The organism is Sphingomonas sp. BK036 (assembly GCF_004216825.1).
Lineage (GTDB): Bacteria > Pseudomonadota > Alphaproteobacteria > Sphingomonadales > Sphingomonadaceae > Sphingomonas.
This window is the reverse complement of record NZ_SGXR01000003.1, coordinates 1,089,088-1,112,502: the sequence shown is the minus strand read 5'-3', so window position 1 is coordinate 1,112,502 and position 23,415 is coordinate 1,089,088. Positions and strand designations below refer to the sequence as shown.

Below are 23,415 nucleotides of genomic sequence, written 5' to 3'. Positions count from 1 at the left end.
TCGATGTCCTCTCCCGTGCTACTCGCTTTGTCCGGCAGCCTGCGTCGCGGCTCGTACAACGGCGCGATCCTTGCCACGCTTGGCGAAGCGGTCGCCGACAAGGCCTCGCTCACGATCTTCGCGCTCAACGACGTCCCGCTCTACGACCAGGACGCCGATACCGACACGCCCCCCGAAGCGGTTGCGGCCTTGCGCGCGGCGATCGGCACGGCCGACGGGATCGTCATCGCCTCCCCCGAATACAACCACGGCATGTCCGGCGTCCTAAAGAACGCGCTCGACTGGGCCTCGCGCCCGCACGGCAAGGCGACGCTGACGGGCAAGCCGGTCTTCACGCTCACCTCTTCGCCAGGCGCAGTCGGCGGCGCGCGCGCGCATGCCCAGCTGAACGAGACGCTGGCCTCGATCGGCGCCAGGGTCGTCCTGCGTCCCCAGGCCGTCGTCGGCGCGGTGCATGAGAAGATCGTCGACGGCAGCCTGACCGACCAGCGCACGCTCGACTTCCTCGTCGCCGGTATAGACGACCTGCTCGCCGACATCGCCCGCCCCACCGCCGCCGATCGCGAGGCGTCCTGATATGCGCCAGGTCCTCCGCCAATACCCCGCCCAGCGCGACGACATCGCCGATCTCGTCACCCGGCGTCCGCTGCCGGGGCCGGGCCTGCCGCAGGTCGACCCGTTCCTGTTCCTCAACCATCACGGGCCCCAGACCTATCGCCCCGGTAACTCAGGTCTCCCCTTCGGTCCTCACCCGCACCGCGGGTTCGAGACGGTGAGCTTCATCCTCGAGGGCGAGATGGCGCATCTCGACAGCGGCGGCCATGAGAGCGTGATCCGCGCGGGTGGCATCCAGTGGATGACCGCAGGCTCGGGCCTGATCCACGCCGAGATATCGCCTGCATCGTTCAAGCGCGACGGCGGCCAGCTCGAAATCCTGCAGCTCTGGGTGAACCTTCCCGGCCGGCTCAAGATGACCAAGCCTGCTTATACCGGCCTCCAGCGCGAGGACATTCCCGCGATTACCGTCGAAGGGGGCGTCGTGAACCTGATTTCGGGCGCGTTCGGCGAGACGAAGGGCCCGATCGAGTCGCTGACCGATGTCGCGATGATGACGGTCACGCTCGAGGCGGGGGGCCATGTCGACCTGCCCGCACCAGCCGGTCGCGCGGTCTTCTTCTACGTCGTCGCCGGCTTACCCTCCGCCAACGGTACGCCCGTGAAGCCGCACTACCTCGCCACGTTTGCGATGGACGGCGACACGATCGCGGTCACCGCGCAAGCGCCCGCCACGATCCTCTACGGACACGCCGATCCGATCGGCGAACCCGTCGTGTCGCACGGCCCCTTCGTCATGACCACGCGCGAGGAGATCGGGCGCGCGATCGAGGATTATAATGCGGGCCTGTTCGGCACGCCGCCCGTCATCCGCTAGGGCGCCTTGCGCACCGGGGGCAGCGCGGCACAGATGTCCGCGCCGCCCGCCGGCACCGTGAAGAACGGCCCCGACCGGTTCTCGCGCGAGGCGATCCAGGCGATGAACCGCGGATTGTCCGCGCGGCGATACTCGAAATGCGGTCGCGCGGCGGCGGGGAGGGCGCTGGCGAGCCGCGCGGACACGATCGGGCTGCGCTCGCCGGCGGTCGTGTAGAACCCCAGATCGCCGGTCCCGCGCGGCAGCGACGACAGCCACTCGATCCCGTCGATCACGCGCCCGACGACCGCGATGTTGCGGTCGAGCGCGCGCGGCGAATGGCCGATCACGGTATAGAGCTCCGCGCCGCTGCCCGTGCTCGGCGCCAGATCGCGCGCGACCCCGACCATCCCATAGCAATGCGGCAGCCACTCGGTCGCGCCGTTGCCGGCGAGCGGCCAGCCGTCGCGACTATACCCCGCCCATTCAGCATAGGGATCGCGTTGCGCCAGCCGCGCCACCGTCGTCGGCCCGGCATGCGAATATTCGGCGGGCGGGGTCTCGACGACACCCGCGGCCAATGGCTTCTTCTCGGTCGCATCGCCCCATTGCGCGACATAATTGTCCTGCAACCGGTACACGCTGGTCCCCGCATCCCACCACCGCGCGGCGGCAAGCTTGCGGATATTGGCCACATGCACCGGCGCATACCGGCTCGCGAGTCGAACAGTGAAGCTGTGTCCATTTGCCAGCGTGAACACGAGCAACTCGTCGTCCGGCACCGCGACCCAGTCGGCCGGCAACGGATCCGAGGGGAGCGCCGCGGCGGCGGGTGGGGCCGAAACGGCTTGCGCGAGCGCGGCGGCGAGGAGGAAATTCAACATGCCCAAAGACTGCCCGAGCGCGTCCGCACACGCAATCGCTTGCGCACACGCGAAACCCGCACTAGCAGACCCCCTTCCAGAGCAATGCGGAGCGGTGGCCGAGTGGTCGAAGGCGCTCGCCTGGAAAGTGAGTATACGTCAAAAGCGTATCGAGGGTTCGAATCCCTCCCGCTCCGCCACAAACCATTGATTTTAGACGACTTTTCTAGAATTCGGGGGTTGCGTCCTAAGCGGCGTCCTAATTGCGGAATCCGTTGCAGGCGGATGTAATCGGACGCCGAGGGACGGCGTTTGCGTCGGCTCTACGCTTCGACTGAGAGCGCGCGATCCAAGATGAGCCGAATCGCCTCCGGACGCGAAGGTCTGGGTTCCGGTTGTGCTGCACACCAGGCGTCGAGCGCGGCGAGCTGTGCTGGGTAAAGCCGAACCCCAACAGGTGGGCTGATGCCAGTAGATGGGCGGCCGCGCGATTTTCGGTTATCGGATATTGACGTCATTATCGTTAACCGTTAACCAGAAAACGAGCCGGGAGGAAGCGTCAACTTCCTTCCGGCTCTTATCAAAACCGTTCGTACGAGGAACGCCATGACAATCACCGGTATATCGGGAGCGGATCGCCGCGCCCAGCCTATTTCGACGCCCTCAAGTGCCGCCCTGGCTCGCACTATTTATGAGATGCTGAGCGACAGCGAGCATGCGGCGGACACGATCGCTGCTATCGCCAGTGCCGCAGAGATCCAACTTTACGAGGTCGAACGCAGCGCAGACGCCCAGGTGGCGATGTGGCTGGACCGCCAGATGAGCGACACGCACCATCTTCTGCGCTTAATGCGAAGCCAGGCCTTGGCTCTCGCCGAGGTCGTCTCGAACGCCAACGTTGTGTGCTGCCCGCAATCTGAAGACTCGCGCACTGCCTCCCCAACCGCGGCAGAAACGATCCGGCCGCGCACTCGCACGCCCGGCGTCTTGCGGCGTTGTCTCCGCGCGATCGAGCCCTGGTATGACTGGGATCGCATCAACATTGCTCGCCTCGACGCCCAGGAGCGCGATTTTTCGGATGAGAGTGAAGGCGAGGCCTATCGCTTCTCGCTGCAATGGCTCGGCGTCCACGTTTCTATCCAGACTGGTCGGGTTCCGCCAAAGGTTAGCCCTGACAAGGTAGCCGCTAACAAACGCAACGAGACCGCGGGAGGTGTGAGGTGATGCTCACGCCCCATCCCGCCCCTAAACCCTCGGTCCTGATCTTCTCGGCATCACCCGCCGAGACGCGCGCTCAAGCCCTCTCATGCCAAGGGACCGTCGACTACATCACTGCGCTCGTCGGCGCGGTGCGGTTGACGCTCGATGAGCTGCACGGCGATGTGCCGGCGGCGCGCAAAAGCTTTAATCAGGCGATGAGCTTGCTCAATCTGCTCGATAATCAGGCCGCCGCCGCCTTGGCCACGCTCGAGAACATCAAGATCTCGGCGCGATCGGAGATGGTCCAGTGACGCAGACCATATCAATCGCGGGCACGCCGCTCTACTTCCCCACCTCGCTAGCCACCGGCGTCGATGGGGTGATCGTGCCAATGTCGCCTGAAAGCTTTGTGGAGCTGGCCAGCCGGGTCGCACCGGACGGCGCGCTGCTATTCGCGAAGCGGCTCATCGGGGCGGCTAGAAAGTACCACCGGGAGCTTCGCTATGCCGCGATCAACCGTCAGCGCGTGCAACTGGCGAAGCTGTGCCTAGATCGCGCGCTCGGCGACGCGCCGGACATCGTCACGGAGTTGCGGGCGGCACGTGAGACGATCGCGGCGGAGCGCGACGCGTTCGTTGATACCGGGGGCGGGCGGGACCGGCTAGACCCCTATGCCGTTCCGTTCGTCGAGCGGCTGGATCGCCAGCTTGCTCGGATCGATGCAGCGTTGAGTTCTACCAGCTAAATCGGTCCGGGTGTGTTGCCAGACCATATCGCCATTCGAAGTGGCTATGTTGCTCTACGGTAAGCCCCCAAAGATTCCCCATCGACGGACCAAATCGAGGGTTTAACCAATGGAAATGAACACCGGCCAGCTTGCCGCTGAACTGAGCGTTACGAGGGTGACGTTGTGGAATTGGCAGCGATCAGGCGCGATCCCCGCGCCAACCCGCCGAGGGCGGCAGACTGTCTATTCCCCCGCGGCCGTTGAGATCGCACGATCGCTTATCGGAGGGGTAAACTGATGGCCCTGTTCGACTCAATCGCTACGAAGACCATCGACGCCCTTCCGCGTGCTCGAGCGAACGCGGAGACCGCACGCCAGCGCTTACAGGCTCACGATGCCAGCAAACCGTCTGGCGAGGACGCGGAAGTCTCCTACCTCTGGGGTCGGGATCGAACCGAGATGATCCTAAAAATCGAGGCTGCCGACGAGGCGGTCAAATTCCACGAAAGGAAGGCTGCTGCGGCGGAGAAGGAGATCGCAGAGCGCGCGGCGGCGGCCGAGGTTCGGTCGATCGAGAAGGCGGCTATCTCCGACGAAAAACTCATCCGGGAGGCCGATGCGCTTTCGATCAAGCTGGCTGCCAAGCTTGCCGAGATCGAGGCCAGTCGGCAGCGCACGTCCGAGTACAATGCCCGTCGCGGGGACCGCCCTCATGTTCTGGATGCAGAGGAGCGTCTTCGCCAGGTTCCCGGCGAACTGTACCCCGGCCAATTCTCCGACGACACCGTATGGGTCGATAAGGGCGGCAACGTGGTCAAGCAGCACGTTTACGACACTGCGTACGGCAAATGGATCAATAACCCGGCGGCGGTCAAACAGACGGTCGTAAGAAATCAGTTGGTCGGGGAGGTGCAACTTCCCCCTACGATGCCCACGCGCCTGGCGGATGCGATCAAGCTCGTTGATCTGCAGGGCAAAACTCTATGGCCAACGCCCTAACGAAAACGGCGGGAAGCCTCACCAAGCTCCCCGCCGCCGAATTCTAGTCTCTCTCTCTTAACGACGAACCCGCCAGCCGCCACAGCTGGCACCCGGAAAGCCCATGTCCGCACCCCGCCACCAACGGCCGCGAGCCATGTTCGAAAGTTTCCCGTATGTTGAATACTATGATTGCTGCCAGCCGTGCGGCAGCGTTTAATAGCGATCCCCGCCGTCTAAAACGTGTCGTGGCATATGCTGCGATCGCCGGCCGTAACGGCGAAAGCTACTCAAGCGTGGAAATAGCGCTCGATGGTGATCCGACATGGTGGGACCGGGCGCCGGTGGCCGCGCGGCGCGCTTCCGTTCTGGCGGAACAGGCGTGCCGGGACGCCTTCCGCGCCGGGCAGCTGGAATGTGCCCGGGCGGCGATGATCGCGCATATCGAGGTAAGCGAGGCGCCTCGTGCCGAACATCTGATCAATGTTGCCGCGCGCGCTACACGTCGTAACGACGGGGGAGCGTCAGCCATGTTGGTCGGAAACGATCTCGTCAAATTAATTGCGCAAGCAATGGGACCGGATGCGGTCAACGATCTCTACGCGGATCTTACGGATGTTGCGGACGAGGCGCTATCCGCGTTTAACTATCAAGTCATGGTCCCGGAAGAATATGTGGACGCATTACGGGACGCCGAACGGCATGCAGCGACGATTCTAGGTCGAGCAAGGATCAAGCCGACGCTGGCTGAATTGGCCGAGTCAATCGCCAGGGCAGAGCCGCTAATCGATAGCGGGGAAGCACGCGATATTGCGGAGCGGGCCATTAATCGGAGCCAGCGGAAAAGTGATGTTGCAAACGTGAGCAAGGGCCCCGTGGCGGATCCGATCGACAGCGCTACGCCAATTGCGGTGGGGCGTCCGCCGCTTGATCTGAGCGACCCGGCTGCTTGGCTCAACCCGCCGAAGCATTTGTTCGGGACGCTTGCGCATACCGATTTTGATCCCGCCGCCGAAACGGCTCCGCCGACCTGGCTCGCAAAGGGATTGCTCCCCCGCGTCGGTATTGGCCTCTTGTTTGGCGAGTCCGGTGCGGGAAAAAGCTTCGCGGCGGTCCATGCCGCGTTGTCGATCGCGTGGGGGTTGCCGCTGTTCGGTTCGAAAACGAAAACCGGCGGAGTCCTCTACATAGCCGCCGAGGGCGGGACGAGCGTGAACAGGCGTCTTGCCGCGGCAGACCGAGCAATGGCGACTGCAGTCGCGTCAGCCAACGCCAACCGTTCAGCAGGGTCGGCTCCGCTGAGCCGCGCGCCGATCCGTGTTGTTCACGAGACACCAGATCTTTCGCGCGACGGGAAGGCTGATCCGCTGATCCGCACCATCAAGCAAGCCGAAGCCGACTTCGCCGCCGCAGGCGTTCGATTGGCGCTCGTGATCGTCGACACCTGGCATGCTGCCATGGGCGGCGGGGATGAGAACTCCGCAGCGGATGCCGGGCATGCCTTAAAACCGCTTATCGCAGAGTCTGAACGTGGCGGCTTTTTGACCCTGATTGTTCATCACCCGGGCAAGGACGTTGATCGTGGATCTCGCGGCTCCAACGCGCTGCCGGCGGCGGCTGACGCCATTATCGCGGTTACCGTGCCAGGCTATGGGGGGCCTGTGGCCAAGCCCGCATCAGCGGTGCGTCGGGCAACGGTTACGAAGATGCGTGACGGTGATGCCGGTATGACGTTCGATTACAACCTGACGGTTGTACCGATGGGCATCGACGAGGACGGTGAGACTGTCTCGACGTGCGTCGTTGAACCGGTTGAGTCGCCCAAGCTTGTCGGGGAGATCGCCAAAGTCTCGACTCGACACTTCATGGAGGCATTGCGTGAAGCGGTTGCTGGGGGCGGCGGGTCACGTGCCACCACGGGCGAGGTTAAACTTCGGTTTTACTCAAAGCGGGGTGACGCTTCGAAGGACGCTAAAAAACGAGCTTGGGAGCGCGCTCTTGAAGAGGCGCTAGGCGAAGGGCTGGCTGAATCAGACGAGCACGAACTTGCGCTATGGCTGCCACGATGACCCTTCAGGGAGCACATGCGGTCGTCGACGAGGTCGAACGAGCGTAGCGGCGCGGCGATGCGCTACTCAAGCGGCGCGCTGACACACGAATGGGTGAGGTGCGTGGTTGGCTGGTTAGTGAAGCTCCGCGATTCGGACAGCTATTGATGCGCCAAGGTGCCTTGGAGTTGATCACCGGATTGTGCACCCCACATCATTGTCATGGTGAACGGTGGTGAACGGCTATGAGCGCTTATGGAGCCAAAACGCTATTGACGGCTCGGTCAACAATGAGCATCACGCGAGCGAAGCAGATTTCCAGGCGCTGGATACGAAGCTTCACCCGGAGCGTTCTACATAACAGTAACCCGTTTTTTACGGCGGATCGCATACAGCGGCGGTTCAGTGTGAAAGCGTCATGTCGTGGAAACGGTTTCCTAAGGACCACAATGGGCAGAAACGCCATGTATTTTAACCCGAAGCATTCCGTAGCATTCGCTCGCACGGCCCCGCCTTTGCAGCCGAATTATCAGGACGAGCTTACGGACGACCATGCGTCAGCTATTCGCAAGGCAGCCGACCCAGACGGGAAGCGCGCAGCAGCGCGCAATCCACTCTATAATCCAGGCTGGTAACGCTGCCTGGATCATTCTTCCCTGCGTCGACTCTGCCGGCACCCTACGACATCGTATGGTGCCGGTTTCCGTTTCTGCCGGACGTAGGTCCCGGATTGTATGCTCGGCCGGGGCTCGTTCGCAACGTCGCGATCTTGGAAGACGGTACGGCGGATGTCGAGGTCGTCTACGGGACGACAAAACTCAAGCTGCTTGAGCGCAAGGATGACTTCTTCATAACGAAGATGTCGGAGATGGTGGCTTGCGGCCTCGACCGCGCGACCAGGTTCGACTTGGACAAAATTTTCTGGCTGCCATGGTCGTCGGATTGGTTCGAGCCATTACATGGTGGCAGCTCACCGGTTATCGGCACGCTGACCGCACATTCTATCAAGATGCTGCAAATTACCGTATCGCTGCGCCAGGCCAGGAAGGCTGAGGCGGAGATCGAACCCGAGTTGAAGCTTGGCAAGCCGACTGGAGCCGGCGAGCAAAGCTAATCTGCTTGGCGACCCGGCACGCTTGCAAGGGACGCTGATGCTCAACGCAGACAAGCGGCAGTAGGATGCGGAAAACCCTGCGCCGCTGGCCATGCGGGTACGTGCGTGACCGGCGCGAAAGCCTTGCTTGAATCTGCGAGCGGTCGGATCAGTCTGAGCGGATCGGCAGCGCCGGTGATGACAGCGGCCATCGCTACCGTGCAGTAACGATCGCACTTGACCGCGCCAGTGCGCTATGCGCCGTTGCAGTGCTCGCCTCTCAGAAACTCCAACGCATCGAAGCAGCCGGTCTTCGCTTCGTCAATCGTAGCGAACCGCTTTTTGCCCCACCTGTGGCCAAGTTCCGTCGGGCCTTTCGCCCCAACTTGGAACGAGCCGTCTGCCTTCCGAGCGATCATCAGATGGTAGCCGTCGATGCGAAGGAATGGGGTATCGTTGGTTCGGGACGTCCTCCAGCCCTTCCGTTTGGCAAAATGCTCCCGTCGACTCGAGCGCGACCGCATGCGCCGTTCGCGATCGTCAGCGGCGGCGCGATCCTCCGACATATGCGCAGAACAAACGCATCCGCAATCGAGCTGGTCCGGCCATTCGGGATGGATCATAACATGCACAAACCGGACCTGCGTGGTTTCGCACATGTCGCACGCGATTAATCCACCTTCGCCGTTCTCCTCGACGGCATCGTATTCAGAAAGGCACATCCAGCCTTTATGCGGGACGCCAGGCTGAGCCCATTTGCCCCAGCGGCGAGTAATTGCGGCTTCTTCGTCCATCACGCCCCCGTGTCAAAAACCCTTATTTACTGGCTGACGATGGCGCATGATCGCTCTTTCGGCAAACTCCGGATCCTTGCTGAAGCCGTGAGCGATCCGAACATTCGTCTAGATCCAAAACACGTCAATGTTCGCCCCAATGTTCGGCCTTTCCGAACATCGATCGAACATCAAGAATGGCGAAAAACTGGCACTTTTGTTTCAAATGTTCGCCAATGTTCGGCCGATGTTCGCTCCAATGTCCGGGGGCGAACATGCGAACACACCCCTATAAGGGGTGTGTGATGTTCGGCCTCCATGTTCGGATTGCCGGGCGGCGCGGCGGTGGCCTGACTGAGATTAGAATTAGCTATACACCGCCGGTAACGTTGATCAGGCGCGATCGCGCAGATGTGTGATCAGATCGGCGCGCTGCATTGTCGATGAGATACAGTACGGGATGATCGCAATCCCAAGAGCCAGGGCGGCGCCAGCGGCCTCTTGAGGGGCGCCTGCCGCGGTGCTCTCTGTAGCAAAGAGCACGACTGCTGCTAGGATGGCGGCCACGTAGGTTACGCCCTGCATAATCGTCGTCATGTTTCCCCCCGGTTCGGCTTTTTCATAATTCAGGCGAACGCTTGGTCGCGCTGGCAATAACGGCAAACACGGGCCTCATCGCGGATCATTTCCGCGCATGCCGGGCATTTCTTCAGGCCCTCTTGCTCCGCCCGATGATCGAGCTCGCGTCGATCAGCCTTGATGATGAGTGAATGCGGGAAAGCGATGATCCAGAGCATGGCTCCGTAGATCCACCATCCAAGGAAGCTCCGTCCTTTTCCGCTCGCAATGAAAGCCGGCAGAAGGCCGATAACGGCCGCAACAATCAGAAATCCCACGCTCATCCCCCAAGTCCGGCATCCCCATGCCGTCGGAGGAGGAATAGTCAGCTCTTGATCGATGTCGATGGGACGGCTTCGAAGGATTGATCGAAATTCGATCTATTCTCGTCGCCACCGAAACAAGCGCGATCCTCAAACCATAAGCGACCATGATCGCGGCCATGGTCACTTCAACAAATCACCCGGCTCGCCAAGCGGCTCTGAAGGCCGGTGAGAAGCGCTTCACCGGCTTGCCGTGTGGCGAGCATCCCGCCGCTCAGCGATGGGTCTCGTCGGGCAACTGTGTGACGTGCTCGGGCATTCGGTCGCGTAACCAGTATCGGCCGAAGGTGCCGCGAGAGCGGATAGGCACACACCCGGCGCGCATAGCCGCACAAGCCGCCGGCGCGCGTACGTGGACCGGCCCGGCATGCCGGCAAGGGCATATCGAGCGGTACACGAACAATGCGGCGTGCGCGGTATGTATGCGCGCCCGAAATGGAAGGGCGGCTCATGCTTGATCTCAACGTCTCACTCGACGCGCGCGAGCTCACCAAGTTTCGGCGTCTGTTGACCGCGTCGCGCACGGAGGCGGCCAAAGCGCTGACATTTACCGCACAGAAGGCTCACGGTGCTTGGCGCGCGGAGAACACCAAGTTCCACCGGCGCAATACCTGGTTGGACAAAGGCGTCCGGATCAGGCCGGCAACCCCAGGTAATCTGATCGCGCAGGTCGGCACGATCGATAAGTTCTTCTCCCGGCACGTTCGGGGCATGGCCGATCCCAAGAAGGGCCGGCTGTTCGTGCCGATCTACGACGACATCGCTGAGGTCCCGACACACCGTCGCCTGCGTGCGATGCTGCGCAGGATGTCCGGGACGCAGCGAAAACCATTCATCTTAAAGGATGGGGGACAGACCTTCCTTGCTAGACGGTTTGGGAAGGCTCGAGGCGACCTCAAGCTTCTTGGCAAAATCCAGAACGGCGCGCACATCGATCCACGCTTTGACGCTCAGGGTGTCGTGGAGAGCGCCGTACGACGTAACTTCGGGCCCGTGTACGAGCGCCTGCTCCTGAGTTGGTCAGCACGGCAGGGATGACGCGGGGTAGTGCAGGGGTGGGCGTTGCTCGTGCGAGCGGTGGCCATCCCGCATGATCAGACCACCATCAGTAATGACGCAACAATGTTGCGTCAGTGTGTATCAATACATCTCAAAAAAGTTAGGTTCTTCCACACCCGGTGGCCCCCGCGGGTGACGCGCAATCGCGAACCTCCGCTAGATCAAACACTAAAAACCAACTTGTTTTCACAAGATCCGAAAAAATTGCGAAAAATTGAGGATCTGCCCTTTGTTTCGGTCTCAAAAAGCGAAAGCGATAAAGCGGATTGAGATTTTTCGGTTGTTGTTCCAAGTCGTGCCGTTCGCGAACAGCAGAGATACTGAAACAGCCCTGCAGATCCGCCGGTTTCCGCGCACTTTCTGCCTATGCAGATCATTCAAACCACCGTTCCAGCGCATCGGCAAGTTATAAAATCTGCGGTTGGTGCGCGGGTTTCTAAAATCACTGTACCGGCGCGAGCGCATCCGCTGGCGAAGCTAGTTTTCGCAGAAATGAAACGCCAAGGTAAAACGTATCAAGATGCAGAATGGGAGAGCGGCGTCCTCGTAACTACCATTAAGGCCTGGAGAACTCACTCCCGACCTAGCTTAGAAACTATCGAGGCGTGTTTGGGTTTTCTTGGTTGGTCGCTGGTGCCCGTGCCTAGAATGAAGAGGCTACCAGAGAGTCTTCAAGAAAAACTTGAAGATATTGCTGAAAACTGGAGGCTCGAAGAGCCGGTGCTTAGCGAGCTTTTATCAATCTGCTGCAAGGCGCCAACGATCGCAAGGACCGGCCGAATGATCGGGCGTGTGCGACTACGTAGCCCGGTCAGCCATGCAACAGAAATAGCGGTCTCCCGCACCGACGGTACCGGCGATGACGACATCGCCGAAAGCACCGGGTTTACACGGGAGCAAGTCGCAGATCTCGACCCGTCTGACCGCGCCGCCATTCTCCACGAAATGGGGCGCAAGTCAGCGTTGCCGAAAATTGCACCGACCCATGCCGGCATCACGCCGGCCAGCGCGCTCAAGGCGGCCGCGGCGGCATCCGTCGGCAATGCTCCCCTCACTAGCCCAAATTAAAAGGCTTTCTACGATGACCGACGTCAAATCCCTACTGGCCGAAGCGGCCAAGATCGAAGCTCAGGCAGAGGCAATTCTGAACGCAACGATCGATGCCGCGCACGCGGCCGGCACGCTCGATTTTCGAAATCGGCTTTTGCAATGCAATCGCTCCGCCCCTCTCTTTCGCCGCGTGAAGGAGCTTCGAGCGGAAGCCGCGGGCGGCCATTCCGAACAGGCTCCGGTGGCGACTGCGACGCTGGCGCCCTCTACGCCGAAAGCGTCTACAGTAGATCGGGTTGCAGGTCTCCGCAGCATCGCCGCGGCGAACGGTACGTCGGCCGCCGATCTTCAGGCTGCAATCGACGGGAATGTTTCGATCGAAAGCTTCGCACTCTCGCAGGCCGAAGTGGCGACCGCGATCTGCGCGGCTCGTGCGAGAGATCATGATATTGACAGCCTCGTCGCTAGGGTCGTCGGCTCCGATCAGCCGCACCCGTACGCAAACGTAAAAGCGCTACGCGATACCGATCCGATCGCGCCGCTGCCCCCCGCAAGCGCGATGACAGACAGCGTCGAGGCACTCGCCGCCCGCATTATCGCTGCCTGACCATAGCAACGCTTTCGATGAGGGACCCACAACATGACTGAGTCGCGCGTGATGATGGCGCTCGGCGCCTTCCGATTTTCGGTATCGACCGCCGCCTACCAATCACTTCAGCGCACGACTACTTGGCGTTGGGTCGCTGTCGAGCGCGTAGGCGCCCGACCGGTTCAGCAGTTCATCGGACCGGGGGAGGATACCATCAGTTTAGACGGTACGATTTACCCGGCTTATGCTGGCGGGTTCGGGCAAGTTGACGCGATGAGAGCCGAGGCCGACAAGGGCAAGATGCTCATGTTCGTGGATGGCACCGGCCTCGTCTGGGGTGATTTTTGCATCACAGAGGTTTCCGAGACCCAGACGGTGTTCTTCTCGAATGGGCAGCCGAGAAAAATCGAGTTTCGCCTGTCGCTGACCCGATTTGGAGCGAAGGACTAGCTCCACTCGTCGGCCGCGCTGGTCGGCGCGATCGAGGGCAACGTCGCCGACAACGATCGCCAGGCCGAATATCTGTGGACGCTGCGCGCGGTGCGGGACACCGGCAGCGAGGGGATCCTGGAATCGACCCTCATGAAGATGGTCCGCGGTCGGTGGGACAAGCGCCGCCACGACGAGCCCGAAGTTCGTCGAAGACTACGACGCGGTATCAATATCGGATCAGCGATCTTCGTCCTTGATGTCAATTTTCCGGACCGCCGACCAGGGGTAGGCCGATGTTGCATTACCGCGCAATGCCACGATTCCGATCTCGTCGACTGCGAGGAGGGTGGTCGAAAAGGTTCCGGCGTTCTCCGCCCGCAAACGCAAAGTCACTGTAATGCCATTCTCCCGTCCGGCGAGTAGGCTCTGTAAATAATCAATCATCTTCTTTCCTTAGCTAAATCGAGTGATCCAGACATGCTCCGAACCAGCCAACAAGCCCGCAGCCCCGACGTCAACCCGACGTTAATGCGTCGGATCGTTCAAATGGTACAAGGTATGGGCCGAAGGCGTGTGCTGCCCTATGCACGGAGCACCCGATATGGAGCGCCGATTCGATGGCCGTTGCGAATAAGAAACCCACCGACGTATTTACGCCTCGTGCGGCCCAAGTGAACGACAGCATGTACGTGCATCGTCCAAAGCTCGAAGAGCGCCTGATTGATGCGATCGATTCCAACAAGTACATCGTCATTCATGGCGAAAGCGGCAACGGTAAGACTTGGCTCTATAAGCGGGTGTTTGCTGCGAACAATATTCACTATGACGTAGTCAACCTGTCCAATGCTCTGGTTGCTGGCTCGCTTGATGCTGCATTCAGGCAAAAATTAGGCGAGATGGGCTACTCGCAGATGGTCACGCAAGAGACAAATACGACCGTCGGAATACGGCCTATGGGGATGGGCGCGGAAACCGCGATGAAGACCTCTCAACAATTTCCGCTCAAAAGTGGGTTCAATGCCCTTCTTGAGCGCGTGGCTTACCGGGCAGCGGGCAGGAAAGGTGTTTTGGTCCTCGACAATTTCGAGTCAATTATCGGTGACGAAGATTCGCTAAAACAACTAGGTGCGCTGATCATTTCTGCCGACGATGAATCTACGGCCGCGCATGGCGTACAGGTCGTAATAGTAGGTGTGCCCGGGAATCTGAAGGAAACCATCACCAGGCTTACGAACGCAGCGCCAGTGGCGAACCGCTTGACGGAAATCCCCGAGGTGGCTCGAATGAGCGAAGCTGAGGCGCATGATTTGATCAAACGCGGTTTTATTGACGAACTGGGCTTGAACATTGACCAGTCAATCACGCAATCGCTTTATACGCAGATTGCGTGGATGACGGATCGGATCGCCCAACATATTCACGAACTTGGCTTGATCGTTTCGCAACGAGCGCGGCGGAATGGCGACCTCATCACTCAACAAGTGTTGGATGACGCTGTCGCGACATGGGTAGAGGATTCACTGTCGAGCGATCTCGCGGTGATAGAAACGTCCATGAATGCACGCGAGACCCGCGCCGGTCGTAAGAATCAAGTTTTGTACGCGATGGGCCAGTGTAAAACGGAAGATTTCAAATACAGCGAAATAGAAACGATCGTGCGCGATACATTCTCGATTACAGACACTCAGCTAAGCGTATCTCGCATCTTGACCGAGTTCGGTGAGGCCGCCAATCCGATTATCCGGCGAACGCCGAAGGCTGATGCTTGGCGCTTTGTGTCGCCCAAGCTTAAAATGGCAATTCGGACTAAACTTCACATCACGCCCGACGGCAAGGTCGACCTACAGTCTTCCTGACCTGCCAGCTGGCGGTTGTGCCTTCAAGTGTCTCCCAACGAACACTCGTCAGGATTGCCGCCGCAACGACCTGGCGGCCTTTAGCCGTGACACCCGGCCGAGCGTCTCGTTACCGCTGTTGCGCAGCGTCGCGATGAGCATAGTCTGCCATGCGAACGACTCGCCTGGAGATGCATATGCTGAAGATCGCACTATCCGCATTCGCCGTCATGATGCTCGCGGCGTCGCCAGTCGCGGCAGCGCCGTGTCGGGACGCAAAGGGCAAGTTCATCAAATGCGCGACCGCCGCTCCTAAAAAGCCGGTCCGCTGCAAGGACGCCAAGGGCAAGTTCGCAAAATGCGGCTCTGCGGGCGGCAAGGCAGCATGATGCGCTTCGGCATCGCGGCGGCGGTTCTGGCAGGGTTGGCGATGGTCGCAGCGCCCGCCGAGGCAAGCCGGCGATCATATTCGTCGCGTTCGTACGCGCCTCGCGCCTCGTACGGCGGCGGGCACCATACAAGCAGCCATGGCGGGCATTACTCGGGCAGCTACAGCGGCTCGAGCCACCGCGGCGGATCCTATCGTAACGCCCGGACCTCGAACCGGTACGGCCGACATAAATAATGCGGCGGGGCGGTCGTGCCGGCCGCCCCCAACCCATGGCCTATAGTCGATAGTCTATCCTTCGGTTTTCGACTTCCGCCATTGGCGGAGCGCAGTGTCATACGCTCGACGCTCGTCCTCAACGGCAGTTTCAGCCTCCCCAATCTCGTCTGATTTCTGTTTTTCCAGTTCTCGCCGCTCGCGGTCTAGTTTCGCCTCCCGATCCGCCAAGGCCTTCATTCTGGCGTCGTAATCTCTGCTCACTGTTTCCAGCTGGGACTTCGCCGCCTCGAGTTTGGTGCTGCTCGGCTTTGGTTTAGGGGTAGGCTTTACGCGCGGCCAGCTTCGATTTGCCCGACTGTCCAGACGCAGCGGCGCTCTCCGAGGTGTCTTCCCGCCACGACCGCGGCTCAGGATCAGGCATGTCCTTGATCTGTTCGGCCGTAGTGCCGCGGGAGTGCTTTATGACCACGCCCGGCGACGCCAAGGGTTCGGCAGTCAATGCCGGGTCTGTGACGATCTCCGCTATGCCGCGCGCAAAGAGGTCCTTGTCACTTCCCCATGCCGCCAGAGCCGCCTTCTGACTGGGCGCGGCGACGTAGGCGTCGTTAAAGCCCGCAGCCGTCCGATACACTTTCAACTTTTGCGCACGGGCCATGCTGACCGATACAGCGCGATAGGGAAGAGTGGTAGTTAGCGGCAGTCACCCATGCGATACTGCCGCCAATACCGATCCCACCGCACGGCCGCGCCGGAAGCGATCGCGGCACACGACAGCGACCGGCCGCCAGGTAGCGTGCACCGAGCGACGACGCGGCTGTAGCTCTTACCGGTCGCTTCACATTGCAGCGTCTGACGAAGGACGAGGCGCTCGACGATCTGCTGGCTGCGCTTCGCCGCGGCATTGTTGCAGCGATAGTTCGCCCGTCGTGGGTCTGCCGCCCGGCACGGTGGGGCACTTTCGAAGTCCGGCGCCTGTACGCCCGCGATCCGCACTTTGATTCCATTCAAGCACCAAATCGGACCGTCGCCGTCATGCACGCGCGTGACCGTGCAGGAGAAGGCCATCACAGGAGGAAGGGCGATCATCGAGGTGCCCGCCGCATCAGTGCTTCGTCCGGCTGGCGTCAGCCATGGCATTCAGGCAGTCGGCGAGAACTTCCCATTGCCGGAATTGCTCGCGCTTATCCGCTGGCGTCTTCTGCATACCGGACGCCACGATCTCGCAGGCGCCCCTCTGTCCGTAATCCGCCATTAGGGCGAATACCTGCTCCCACGGGCTTTGCATTATGCCGACAACCAGTCTGACTCGGCGTCATCAACCGCGGCGAACATGTCGCCCTCCGCCTGCATGGCGCTGAGATGCTTACGCACAGTTTCAGGGTCTCCGTTGCGTGGGAAACGGCGATCGGCGACTGCGCCGGCTGCAAGCTGCCCGACAAGGTCGCTCCGGTCGTCCTGCGTCATCAGCCACAGACCAAATGCGGGTCTTGGCTCGTCGTGATCGGTCATTGTCTGGTCCCTCGAATCGCTGGTGCTGCCATCGCATCAGATTGATGTTCTTGCAATGTTCTTGCAAATCAATCGTCAGTGCGCCTAGCTAGGAGCACGCCAAAACCGGCGACTCGATACTGACGGAGCATAGAAATGCAGCACGATCTGCGGCTGAGAGCGGCTGCCCGCGCGATATACGACAACGTCTATCCGGCTGTGGACCCTGCCCCGTTCAGCTTCGAGGAGGCCGAACGGTTCGGGACCGTGGAGTACCGGCAAGCCGTCGGCGCTGCTCAAGACGCACGGTCCGCCCTAGCTGCGCAAGACGACCAACTCCTCTTCGCCGCGATCCTTTAGACCGTGTCTCCAACAAATCGAGATCGCCTGGTCGTCGTCCCGCTGCACCGTCGGGATGATGCGCTGCGGCTTCACGACGTCCCGTTCGCACTGGTGCCGTTTGAAGTGTCGCTTTTCCTTGTCCACACGCAGGCTGGGTTTCCGTCGCCCGCGCAGGACGACATGCAGGAGCCGATCGACCTGGGTGCATGGCTCGTCGAGCATCCGGCCGCCAGCTACATCATGCGGGTGGATGGCCAATCGATGTCTGGCGCCGGAATCAACGACGGCGATTTGATCGTCGTGAACCGCGCCAAAAAACCAAGGGCGGGTTCGATCGTTGTGGCACTGGTGCATGGCGACCGTACGCTGAAGCGATTGCGCCTACACGAAGGCCGGCATTGGCTCGTGCCCGAGGCTGAAGGGTTCGCTAACATCTTGGTCGACGAGCACGTCGAGATCTGGGGAACGGTCGTCGGCGTCGCGCGCAAGATGGCATGAGCACTCCGATCGCCCTCATCGACTGCAACAACTATTACGTCTCTTGCGAGCGCGCTTTCGACGCTAGCCTGGTCGGCGTGCCAGTCATCGTGTTGTCGAACAACGACGGCTGCGCGATCGCCCGATCTGCGGAAGCGAAGGCGCTTGGGATCAAGATGGGCGATCCGATCCACCATTTGCGCGACAAGGTCCGGCAACACGGAATTCAGGTTCGGTCATCGAACTATGCTCTGTACGGAGACATGCAGCGCCGGGTGATCGCCGCCTGCGAGTCCTTCGCCCGCGACTTCGAGATTTACTCGATCGATGAGACGTTCCTGGATCTCGCAGGGTTCGAGGGCCGCGATCTCGTCGCCCACGCCAATGCAATGCGGACGCAGGTCCAGCTATGGACAACGATCCCTACCTGCGTCGGCATCGCCGAGACAAAGACGTTGGCGAAGCTGGCGAACGCCGCGGCCAAGAAAGACCCACAATTCGCCGGGGTGGCTGATCTTCGTGACGACGACGTGCGACGGGATGTGATGCATGCCTTCGCTGTCGGTGACGTGTGGGGCGTTGGCGGCGCCACGGCGCGCAAACTTACCGATCTCGGGTTTCACACCGCCGGGGCGCTTTGCGACATGCCGATGAAGCAGGCCCGCGCCGTCGGGACGGTCGTCCTTGAACGGCTGGTTAGCGAGTTGCGCGGCGTTCCGTCCAACGCGGTCGAGGCAGTGGAGCCGCGGCGGAAGGGCATGGCCGTGACTCGATCGTTTGGTACGCCCATCTGCGACTTCGAGCGCATGATGGGCGCGCTATCGCAATACGCGCTTCGCGCCGGGGAGAAGTTGCGATCTCATGGGCTAGTCGCTGCGCGGCTTACGGCGTTCTTCCACACCAATAAACATAAGCCTGACCGACCACAGTACGGTGCATCGCGAATGGTGACTCTACATCCGATGACGAACGACAGCCTCGAGCTGATCGCTGCGGCTCGGCGTGCCGCCGAGAAGGCGTGGCGCGATGGCTACGCTTACACGAAGGCCGGCATCATGCTCGACGATCTGCTACCCGAAGACCAGCGGCCGCGCACGCTGTTCGAAGAGGATACGGCCAAGCGGGACCGGCTGATGGGGGCGCTTGATGCGATCAATGGCAAGTTTGGGACGTGGACAGCGGTGACGGCGTCGCAGGGGTTCAAGCGCGAATGGAAAATGCGGTCGGAGATGAGGTCGCCGGCGTGGACGACCGACATAGCGCAGGTGCCGACGGTTCGAGCATGAGCGCCACCGAATTCAACTCGTCAGAAGGAATCTCTCATGGTAAAACAGCGGATGTCCAATAGCCAAACGATCGCACCGCCGGTCTACGACCCTAAAGACATCGCGAAGTTTTTTCTCGCGCAGCAGGATGAGGATGCCGGAGATTTGATCTCCAACCTTAAGTTGCAGAAGCTCTGCTATTATGCGCAGGGCTTAGCGTTAGCGACTCGCGGGGTCCCAATGTTTGATGAGCCTGTTGAAGCTTGGCTTCACGGGCCCGTAATTCCATGCCTTTATCGCGAGTACCGGGACTATGGCAGTGCGCCAATCCCAGCGCCGACAGGTTTCGACCTTGAGGCAATTGCGCCTGCGGACCGCATGATACTCGAGGACGTGCATACATTTTACGGTCAATTTTCAGCATGGCGCCTTCGCCAGATGACACATGACGAGTCCCCTTGGCGCAATGCTTACGAGGCGGATGCTAATCATGAAATTACACAGGGCGCTTTGCTTGCACATTTTGCTGGCGAAGTGGACGAAGCATACCGGGCAAAGTATGGCAAAATTTCAAACTACTAAGGCTACTAAGCCGGCGTTTAATAAGAACGCGTCCGAGCCCGCCAAACCAGCTCCGACCAACATGCAGCGTCCAATTTTCTCCTTCGAGTACATGAAGGAGGGGGGAGGCTACAGTGTCGAGTGCTGTGAGCAGGAAGACCGGTCGCAGTTCGCGCTTCGGCTTCATAAGCTAGGCCGGATGACGTGGGCCGAGATTGGAAACGCACCCCGGCACGGCCTTGGGACTGAGAAAATTGCGCGAAGCAGTATGTCGGTCGCGCTACCGCCTGTCGTCACCCAAGATACGAACCTGCTTGCGATCCGGTTCTCAGGCAAAAAGCCTATGATTGGGTTTCGCGATGGTCGGGTATTTCATGTCTTATTTCTTGACAAAGATTTTACTGCATATGGGCATTAGAATGGTGGCCGGGAGCAGATTGCTGTACCCGGTAGACTATCGACCGGCTCCGTGAGCCGTCATGGGATTGGTCAATATAGCCGGTCCGACGTCAGCACGTCATCGTATTCGCCAGTCATCCACGGAACGTGATCGTTTGGCCGCAGGATCGTGATTGCCGCCTTCGGATGTATCGGCGCAACCAGTTCGTTCCCATCGAGCGTCTTCATCGTCAAATGGCGGTGGTCGCCGACCTGTCGGTAAAAGCCAGCGATTGCAGTCACGGGCTATCCCGTTGCCTCAAACCACACCCCTCCCCCTTGATCGGCTTCTTACCGTCGGCTAGCGCGCCTGCCTTAACGCACCTGCTGACGACGGAATCATTCCGCATCGAAGCTCTCAGCGTCATCGGCGCTGGGCGCTATGCCCCGTGCTGACAGCGTCTCGCGCAGCTGACGCTGGATCGTCGAACCGATCAGATGGCCATGAACGCCGTCATACCCTTCAGCGTATAATCGCCGACGGATTTCCACGACAGAGTGGCACGCCCCTGTTCGGGCGAGCTGAAATGCACGCTCGACCGTGCTCGTACTCGGCTCGTTGCTCATTGCGCTGTACCTCGGGAAAGGCGGCTAATACTACGGTCCGGCTCAAGAGATCGCCCGGCCGCCGAGGTCTGACCATCGACGTAGATCTCCCACAGGATCAAGCCGTCGGCGTCTGTCACTGAAACATTCCAAGGGCGAGAGCCCCAAAACACCTCGGGCGCGTCCTGCATCATTTGGCCGCAGGTCCGGATCGCCTCCCGACGCGCTTCCGCGTATCCTGGAAACTCCATCACCTCTTCGTCGGTGATCCGTACGTCGGTCTCAGTATGAAAATAGAAACGCGCCACGGCAGTTCTCCGGTTCACTGCCAACGTAGCTGTGACAACCTTAGTACAGTCCCATGCGATAGATCGCGCTGCGGCAGATCAGTACGAATTAACTATTTCTGGTCCGTTTCGAGTAAGATTGATCGTTAATGTCGAAAAGGCCCATCACCACACGATTGCCAGAGTTATGTTAGTGTTTTACGTTACAAGCCCTAGCCGAAGGCTGGCTCAACGTAGTACTCAATCCAAGTGGCATAGACTGTGGCGGTATGCGCCTGATGCATCGAGGTTCCGATGCCCCATTTCATCAAGCAGCGTTTCGGCAGCTAGGTCGCCCACATCGTCGTCGGTCTACTGATATGCAGCAAGAATCTCGTCATTGGTTGTGCAGGCCATAAGACCCTCCATTGAGACCTAAACGTATTGCCCTTTTCTGCGACCACCTATGCGGCGTCGTCCGAGGATTTTTCAACGACTGCAATGACGGTTAGCGAGTCGGTTTATCAACACATGGAAAGACCCCGGTAGCATTGGCTACCGGGGTTCACCGTCCGGATCACACGGACGGCGATAGTACGCGACCGCAAATTTGGGGGCTACGGCCGCGCAAACTCAACCAAGAAGCTTTAGCACGCTCTGCTGGCTTTGATTTGCCTGGCTTAGCATCGCGGTCGATGCCTGGCTCAGGATCTGTGCCTTGGCGAGCGCGGTGGTCTCCGCCGAGAAGTCGGTGTCTTCAATACGGCTCTTGGCGTCCGACAGGTTGGTCGCGTTCGAGGTCAAGTTGTTGACCGCGGACTGCAACTGATTCTGTGACGCACCGAGCGACGCGCGGCGGTTTGAGACGTTTGAGATGGCCTTGTCGTAATCGGCGAGACTGGTCGTTGACGATGCCACCGCAGCGGATCCGCTAACGACACCACCGATACCACCGGAAGCAGCAGTCCCCGTCAGGTTAGAGCCCAGGTCAAGCGAGATCGAGTCGGTCGCGTTGGCGCCCGCCTGAATCGAGACCTTGCCCGTGCCAGCCACCTCGGCGGTTACCACGGTGGTGCCGTCGGCAGCGTACACAGCTGGCTTTCCGCCAGCACTTCCATCGAACAACTTCACGCCGTTAAACGTTGTGTTGCCGAGAACGTTCGTGATCTGCTTGGCAAGGGCATCCTGCTCGGTCTTGATATTGGCAACGTCGCTTGCCGAATAAGTGCCGTTGGTCTTCTGAACCTCAAGTTCACGCATGCGCTGCAGGTTGTTCGTAACCTCGTCGAGCGCGCCCTCGGCAGTCTGTGCCATCGAGATGCCGTCGTTAGCGTTGCGGATGCCTTGGTTCATGCCTTTGATCTGCGACGTCATCGACGACGAGATCGCCAGGCCAGCCGCATCGTCCTTTGCCGAGTTGATGCGCTTTCCAGTCGACAAGCGCTCCATCGACGTTGAGAGAAGATTGGACGCCTTGGTTGATGCGTTCGTGGCGCGAAGTGCCGAAATGTTGGTACCGATGACGGTCATAATTGACTCCTGTTCTTCAACAATCCGCGCCGCCCCGTGGCGGAATGCCGATTTGTTGAAGGGAGTAACGACCAGTAATGCGAGACTTTAAGCGGCCACGACAAAATTCTGCAGGTGCGGCACGGTTGGCGCTAAGCCAGTCTGAGGCAAGGCAAGCGCGGGCAATCACACCCGCGCTCGCTCCGTCAGTTTTTCGCGGGTGCAGTGACGACCATCGGCGCAGACGTCGGAACGACGGAGACTGAAACGTCTTCGTCGATAAACGCGGTCACCGGGGCGCCCAGTGGAACTTCCGCGCTGGTACCGGTCATGAAAAAGCCCGCTACCGGGAGCAGCGCGACCGCGCCGACGACGCCAGCCGTTCCTGTGGTGCCCTTGTCGTCGATTGAGCCACTCATACGGATCTGCCGACCATTCGCACGGACGTATAGAACGCGCCCGTTGATGCGGCCGGACTTGCCCCACATGCCCTTGTTCCTGACTTCGGTGATCTCGCCCGTCGCAGGACTGCCAGCTGGGATCACGACGTTACCATCGATCATGACAGCCTCAGCAGTCTCCATCTGAAAGCGCTGCCCTACCTTTAGCTTCTTGCCCTTCGTGGTCAGCCCTTCAGCCATCTTCAGCGGGACTGAGGTTCCAGCACGAAGCGTTCCTGACGTGGTAGCGGCGGTCGCGACGGGCCCGGTCTGCGCCTGAGCGGCAGGCACAACGAAAGTAAGCGCGCACGCGAGCGCGCCGATTGTAAATTTCATAAGATGACCCCTCCTGATTCGGCCTCCCCAGGCCGATTCCACAAGCATCTTCTTCAAGTCCTTATCGGTCAACGAAAATTACATATTCAAAATGGATGTAATTATCTCAATCGACATCGCGATCATGTCTATTGTCGACTC

The 23,415-nt window shown here is 60.3% G+C and carries 31 protein-coding genes and 1 tRNA gene; 19 read left to right on the top strand and 13 right to left on the bottom strand.

What is annotated here, in order from left to right; translation table 11 throughout:
• Positions 1-3 precede the first annotated feature (3 nt).
• Both EV283_RS05220 and EV283_RS05215 read left to right on the top strand, forming a co-directional pair.
• Complete coding sequence (locus EV283_RS05220) at positions 4-576, top strand: NAD(P)H-dependent oxidoreductase (protein WP_130323212.1); 573 nt, start codon at positions 4-6, stop codon at positions 574-576.
• A 1-nt stretch (position 577) separates the two neighbouring features.
• Complete coding sequence (locus EV283_RS05215) at positions 578-1,432, top strand: pirin family protein (RefSeq protein ID WP_130323210.1); 855 nt, start codon at positions 578-580, stop codon at positions 1,430-1,432.
• On the opposite strand, the gene EV283_RS05210 is transcribed toward EV283_RS05215, so the two are convergent.
• A complete protein-coding gene (locus EV283_RS05210) occupies positions 1,429-2,295 on the bottom strand; it encodes a peptidylprolyl isomerase (protein ID WP_130323208.1) in 867 nt (288 codons plus the stop codon). The genes EV283_RS05215 and EV283_RS05210 overlap by 4 nt on opposite strands.
• Before the next feature lie 88 nt (positions 2,296-2,383).
• Here EV283_RS05210 and EV283_RS05205 point away from each other — a divergent pair.
• The 7 genes from EV283_RS05205 to EV283_RS05165 all read left to right on the top strand — a co-directional run bounded on the left by EV283_RS05205 (position 2,384) and on the right by EV283_RS05165 (position 8,341).
• A tRNA-Ser gene (locus EV283_RS05205) sits at positions 2,384-2,474 on the top strand.
• Between the two features lie 406 nt (positions 2,475-2,880).
• Positions 2,881-3,498 carry a hypothetical protein gene (locus EV283_RS05195; protein ID WP_130323204.1) on the top strand — a complete coding sequence of 206 codons (618 nt, stop codon included), beginning with the start codon at positions 2,881-2,883 and terminating at the stop codon, positions 3,496-3,498.
• The gene (locus tag EV283_RS05190; RefSeq protein ID WP_130323202.1) at positions 3,498-3,785 is read left to right on the top strand and encodes a hypothetical protein; all 288 of its coding nucleotides are present in this window, start codon (positions 3,498-3,500) and stop codon (positions 3,783-3,785) included. Before EV283_RS05195 ends, EV283_RS05190 begins: the two co-directional genes overlap by 1 nt.
• Positions 3,782-4,219, top strand: a complete 438-nt coding sequence (locus tag EV283_RS05185) for a hypothetical protein (protein ID WP_130323200.1) — start codon at positions 3,782-3,784, stop codon at positions 4,217-4,219. The genes EV283_RS05190 and EV283_RS05185 overlap by 4 nt, the downstream gene beginning before the upstream one ends.
• A 279-nt stretch (positions 4,220-4,498) precedes the next feature.
• Positions 4,499-5,200, top strand: a complete 702-nt coding sequence (locus EV283_RS05175) for a hypothetical protein (protein WP_130323196.1) — start codon at positions 4,499-4,501, stop codon at positions 5,198-5,200.
• 167 nt (positions 5,201-5,367) lie between these two features.
• Positions 5,368-7,248 (top strand): AAA family ATPase, encoded by a 1,881-nt coding sequence (locus EV283_RS05170; RefSeq protein WP_165391694.1) that lies wholly within the window; start codon positions 5,368-5,370, stop codon positions 7,246-7,248.
• A gap of 748 nt (positions 7,249-7,996) precedes the next feature.
• A complete protein-coding gene (locus EV283_RS05165; RefSeq protein ID WP_130323192.1) occupies positions 7,997-8,341 on the top strand; it encodes a hypothetical protein in 345 nt (114 codons plus the stop codon).
• A 233-nt stretch (positions 8,342-8,574) separates the two neighbouring features.
• On the opposite strand, the gene EV283_RS05160 is transcribed toward EV283_RS05165, so the two are convergent.
• The 3 genes from EV283_RS05160 to EV283_RS05150 all read right to left on the bottom strand — a co-directional run bounded on the left by EV283_RS05160 (position 8,575) and on the right by EV283_RS05150 (position 9,995).
• The gene (locus EV283_RS05160) at positions 8,575-9,114 is read right to left on the bottom strand and encodes a hypothetical protein (RefSeq protein WP_130323190.1); all 540 of its coding nucleotides are present in this window, start codon (positions 9,112-9,114) and stop codon (positions 8,575-8,577) included.
• Between the two features lie 372 nt (positions 9,115-9,486).
• On the bottom strand, positions 9,487-9,690 hold the full coding sequence (locus EV283_RS05155) for a hypothetical protein (RefSeq protein ID WP_130323188.1): 204 nt from the start codon (positions 9,688-9,690) through the stop codon (positions 9,487-9,489).
• Positions 9,691-9,719: 29 nt separating this feature from the next.
• A complete protein-coding gene (locus tag EV283_RS05150) occupies positions 9,720-9,995 on the bottom strand; it encodes a hypothetical protein (protein WP_207223034.1) in 276 nt (91 codons plus the stop codon).
• A gap of 489 nt (positions 9,996-10,484) precedes the next feature.
• Between EV283_RS05150 and EV283_RS05145 the strand changes: the two genes are divergently transcribed.
• From EV283_RS05145 to EV283_RS05130, 4 genes are all read left to right on the top strand, one after another.
• Positions 10,485-11,072, top strand: a complete 588-nt coding sequence (locus tag EV283_RS05145) for a hypothetical protein (RefSeq protein WP_130323186.1) — start codon at positions 10,485-10,487, stop codon at positions 11,070-11,072.
• A 387-nt stretch (positions 11,073-11,459) separates the two neighbouring features.
• Positions 11,460-12,161, top strand: a complete 702-nt coding sequence (locus EV283_RS05140) for a hypothetical protein (RefSeq protein WP_130323184.1) — start codon at positions 11,460-11,462, stop codon at positions 12,159-12,161.
• 13 nt (positions 12,162-12,174) lie between these two features.
• Positions 12,175-12,750 carry a hypothetical protein gene (locus EV283_RS05135; RefSeq protein ID WP_130323182.1) on the top strand — a complete coding sequence of 192 codons (576 nt, stop codon included), beginning with the start codon at positions 12,175-12,177 and terminating at the stop codon, positions 12,748-12,750.
• Between the two features lie 33 nt (positions 12,751-12,783).
• Positions 12,784-13,182, top strand: a complete 399-nt coding sequence (locus tag EV283_RS05130; RefSeq protein WP_130323180.1) for a phage tail protein — start codon at positions 12,784-12,786, stop codon at positions 13,180-13,182.
• On the opposite strand, the gene EV283_RS19060 is transcribed toward EV283_RS05130, so the two are convergent.
• Together EV283_RS19060 and EV283_RS05125 are read right to left on the bottom strand one after the other, a co-directional pair.
• Positions 13,179-13,316, bottom strand: a complete 138-nt coding sequence (locus tag EV283_RS19060) for a hypothetical protein (RefSeq protein WP_165391693.1) — start codon at positions 13,314-13,316, stop codon at positions 13,179-13,181. The two genes, EV283_RS05130 and EV283_RS19060, sit on opposite strands and share 4 nt — an antisense overlap.
• Positions 13,317-13,401: 85 nt before the next feature.
• On the bottom strand, positions 13,402-13,608 hold the full coding sequence (locus tag EV283_RS05125) for a hypothetical protein (RefSeq protein WP_130323178.1): 207 nt from the start codon (positions 13,606-13,608) through the stop codon (positions 13,402-13,404).
• Positions 13,609-13,781: 173 nt separating this feature from the next.
• On the opposite strand from EV283_RS05125, the gene EV283_RS05120 reads away from it, so the two are divergent.
• Together EV283_RS05120 and EV283_RS05115 are read left to right on the top strand one after the other, a co-directional pair.
• Complete coding sequence (locus EV283_RS05120; protein ID WP_130323176.1) at positions 13,782-15,020, top strand: ATP-binding protein; 1,239 nt, start codon at positions 13,782-13,784, stop codon at positions 15,018-15,020.
• A gap of 176 nt (positions 15,021-15,196) precedes the next feature.
• On the top strand, positions 15,197-15,388 hold the full coding sequence (locus tag EV283_RS05115; RefSeq protein WP_130323174.1) for a hypothetical protein: 192 nt from the start codon (positions 15,197-15,199) through the stop codon (positions 15,386-15,388).
• 531 nt (positions 15,389-15,919) lie between these two features.
• Here the strand turns inward: EV283_RS05115 and EV283_RS19385 are convergent.
• From EV283_RS19385 to EV283_RS05095, 3 genes are all read right to left on the bottom strand, one after another.
• The gene (locus tag EV283_RS19385) at positions 15,920-16,261 is read right to left on the bottom strand and encodes a hypothetical protein (protein WP_242615785.1); all 342 of its coding nucleotides are present in this window, start codon (positions 16,259-16,261) and stop codon (positions 15,920-15,922) included.
• A 35-nt stretch (positions 16,262-16,296) separates the two neighbouring features.
• Positions 16,297-16,692 carry a hypothetical protein gene (locus EV283_RS05100; RefSeq protein ID WP_130323170.1) on the bottom strand — a complete coding sequence of 132 codons (396 nt, stop codon included), beginning with the start codon at positions 16,690-16,692 and terminating at the stop codon, positions 16,297-16,299.
• 198 nt (positions 16,693-16,890) lie between these two features.
• Positions 16,891-17,115, bottom strand: a complete 225-nt coding sequence (locus tag EV283_RS05095; RefSeq protein ID WP_130323168.1) for a YozE family protein — start codon at positions 17,113-17,115, stop codon at positions 16,891-16,893.
• A 135-nt stretch (positions 17,116-17,250) separates the two neighbouring features.
• On the opposite strand from EV283_RS05095, the gene EV283_RS05090 reads away from it, so the two are divergent.
• The 4 genes from EV283_RS05090 to EV283_RS05075 are packed head-to-tail and all read left to right on the top strand — an operon-like array spanning position 17,251 to position 19,760.
• Positions 17,251-17,454, top strand: coding sequence for a hypothetical protein (locus tag EV283_RS05090; protein ID WP_130323166.1), 204 nt, complete (start codon positions 17,251-17,253; stop codon positions 17,452-17,454).
• A 3-nt stretch (positions 17,455-17,457) separates the two neighbouring features.
• Entirely contained in the window at positions 17,458-17,934 is a 477-nt protein-coding gene (gene umuD / locus EV283_RS05085; protein ID WP_207223033.1) for a translesion error-prone DNA polymerase V autoproteolytic subunit, read from the top strand.
• Positions 17,931-19,199 carry a Y-family DNA polymerase gene (locus EV283_RS05080; RefSeq protein ID WP_130323164.1) on the top strand — a complete coding sequence of 423 codons (1,269 nt, stop codon included), beginning with the start codon at positions 17,931-17,933 and terminating at the stop codon, positions 19,197-19,199. The genes umuD and EV283_RS05080 overlap by 4 nt, the downstream gene beginning before the upstream one ends.
• 36 nt (positions 19,200-19,235) lie before the next feature.
• Positions 19,236-19,760, top strand: coding sequence for a type II toxin-antitoxin system antitoxin SocA domain-containing protein (locus EV283_RS05075; protein ID WP_207223032.1), 525 nt, complete (start codon positions 19,236-19,238; stop codon positions 19,758-19,760).
• Between the two features lie 468 nt (positions 19,761-20,228).
• Here EV283_RS05075 and EV283_RS05065 read toward each other — a convergent pair whose 3' ends face one another.
• The 4 genes from EV283_RS05065 to EV283_RS05050 form a co-directional block, all read right to left on the bottom strand.
• On the bottom strand, positions 20,229-20,420 hold the full coding sequence (locus EV283_RS05065) for a hypothetical protein (RefSeq protein ID WP_130323162.1): 192 nt from the start codon (positions 20,418-20,420) through the stop codon (positions 20,229-20,231).
• 320 nt (positions 20,421-20,740) lie between these two features.
• On the bottom strand, positions 20,741-21,031 hold the full coding sequence (locus tag EV283_RS05060; RefSeq protein WP_130323160.1) for a hypothetical protein: 291 nt from the start codon (positions 21,029-21,031) through the stop codon (positions 20,741-20,743).
• Between the two features lie 591 nt (positions 21,032-21,622).
• Positions 21,623-22,519 (bottom strand): flagellin, encoded by an 897-nt coding sequence (locus EV283_RS05055; protein ID WP_130323158.1) that lies wholly within the window; start codon positions 22,517-22,519, stop codon positions 21,623-21,625.
• 185 nt (positions 22,520-22,704) lie between these two features.
• Positions 22,705-23,274, bottom strand: a complete 570-nt coding sequence (locus EV283_RS05050; RefSeq protein ID WP_207223031.1) for a hypothetical protein — start codon at positions 23,272-23,274, stop codon at positions 22,705-22,707.
• Positions 23,275-23,415: the final 141 nt, after the last annotated feature.

Coding starts and splice junctions, on each gene's coding strand:
- EV283_RS05220 (WP_130323212.1), top strand. CDS start 4: ATGTCCTCTCCCGTGCTACTCGCTTTGTCCGGCAGCCTGCGTCGCGGC.
- EV283_RS05215 (WP_130323210.1), top strand. CDS start 578: ATGCGCCAGGTCCTCCGCCAATACCCCGCCCAGCGCGACGACATCGCC.
- EV283_RS05210 (WP_130323208.1), bottom strand. CDS start 2,295: ATGTTGAATTTCCTCCTCGCCGCCGCGCTCGCGCAAGCCGTTTCGGCC.
- EV283_RS05195 (WP_130323204.1), top strand. CDS start 2,881: ATGACAATCACCGGTATATCGGGAGCGGATCGCCGCGCCCAGCCTATT.
- EV283_RS05190 (WP_130323202.1), top strand. CDS start 3,498: ATGCTCACGCCCCATCCCGCCCCTAAACCCTCGGTCCTGATCTTCTCG.
- EV283_RS05175 (WP_130323196.1), top strand. CDS start 4,499: ATGGCCCTGTTCGACTCAATCGCTACGAAGACCATCGACGCCCTTCCG.
- EV283_RS05170 (WP_165391694.1), top strand. CDS start 5,368: ATGATTGCTGCCAGCCGTGCGGCAGCGTTTAATAGCGATCCCCGCCGT.
- EV283_RS05160 (WP_130323190.1), bottom strand. CDS start 9,114: ATGGACGAAGAAGCCGCAATTACTCGCCGCTGGGGCAAATGGGCTCAG.
- EV283_RS05155 (WP_130323188.1), bottom strand. CDS start 9,690: ATGACGACGATTATGCAGGGCGTAACCTACGTGGCCGCCATCCTAGCA.
- EV283_RS05150 (WP_207223034.1), bottom strand. CDS start 9,995: ATGAGCGTGGGATTTCTGATTGTTGCGGCCGTTATCGGCCTTCTGCCG.
- EV283_RS05145 (WP_130323186.1), top strand. CDS start 10,485: ATGCTTGATCTCAACGTCTCACTCGACGCGCGCGAGCTCACCAAGTTT.
- EV283_RS05140 (WP_130323184.1), top strand. CDS start 11,460: ATGCAGATCATTCAAACCACCGTTCCAGCGCATCGGCAAGTTATAAAA.
- EV283_RS05135 (WP_130323182.1), top strand. CDS start 12,175: ATGACCGACGTCAAATCCCTACTGGCCGAAGCGGCCAAGATCGAAGCT.
- EV283_RS05130 (WP_130323180.1), top strand. CDS start 12,784: ATGACTGAGTCGCGCGTGATGATGGCGCTCGGCGCCTTCCGATTTTCG.
- EV283_RS19060 (WP_165391693.1), bottom strand. CDS start 13,316: ATGAGGGTCGATTCCAGGATCCCCTCGCTGCCGGTGTCCCGCACCGCG.
- EV283_RS05125 (WP_130323178.1), bottom strand. CDS start 13,608: ATGATTGATTATTTACAGAGCCTACTCGCCGGACGGGAGAATGGCATT.
- EV283_RS05120 (WP_130323176.1), top strand. CDS start 13,782: ATGGCCGTTGCGAATAAGAAACCCACCGACGTATTTACGCCTCGTGCG.
- EV283_RS05115 (WP_130323174.1), top strand. CDS start 15,197: ATGCTGAAGATCGCACTATCCGCATTCGCCGTCATGATGCTCGCGGCG.
- EV283_RS19385 (WP_242615785.1), bottom strand. CDS start 16,261: ATGGCCCGTGCGCAAAAGTTGAAAGTGTATCGGACGGCTGCGGGCTTT.
- EV283_RS05100 (WP_130323170.1), bottom strand. CDS start 16,692: ATGATCGCCCTTCCTCCTGTGATGGCCTTCTCCTGCACGGTCACGCGC.
- EV283_RS05095 (WP_130323168.1), bottom strand. CDS start 17,115: ATGACCGATCACGACGAGCCAAGACCCGCATTTGGTCTGTGGCTGATG.
- EV283_RS05090 (WP_130323166.1), top strand. CDS start 17,251: ATGCAGCACGATCTGCGGCTGAGAGCGGCTGCCCGCGCGATATACGAC.
- EV283_RS05080 (WP_130323164.1), top strand. CDS start 17,931: ATGAGCACTCCGATCGCCCTCATCGACTGCAACAACTATTACGTCTCT.
- EV283_RS05075 (WP_207223032.1), top strand. CDS start 19,236: ATGGTAAAACAGCGGATGTCCAATAGCCAAACGATCGCACCGCCGGTC.
- EV283_RS05055 (WP_130323158.1), bottom strand. CDS start 22,519: ATGACCGTCATCGGTACCAACATTTCGGCACTTCGCGCCACGAACGCA.
- EV283_RS05050 (WP_207223031.1), bottom strand. CDS start 23,274: ATGAAATTTACAATCGGCGCGCTCGCGTGCGCGCTTACTTTCGTTGTG.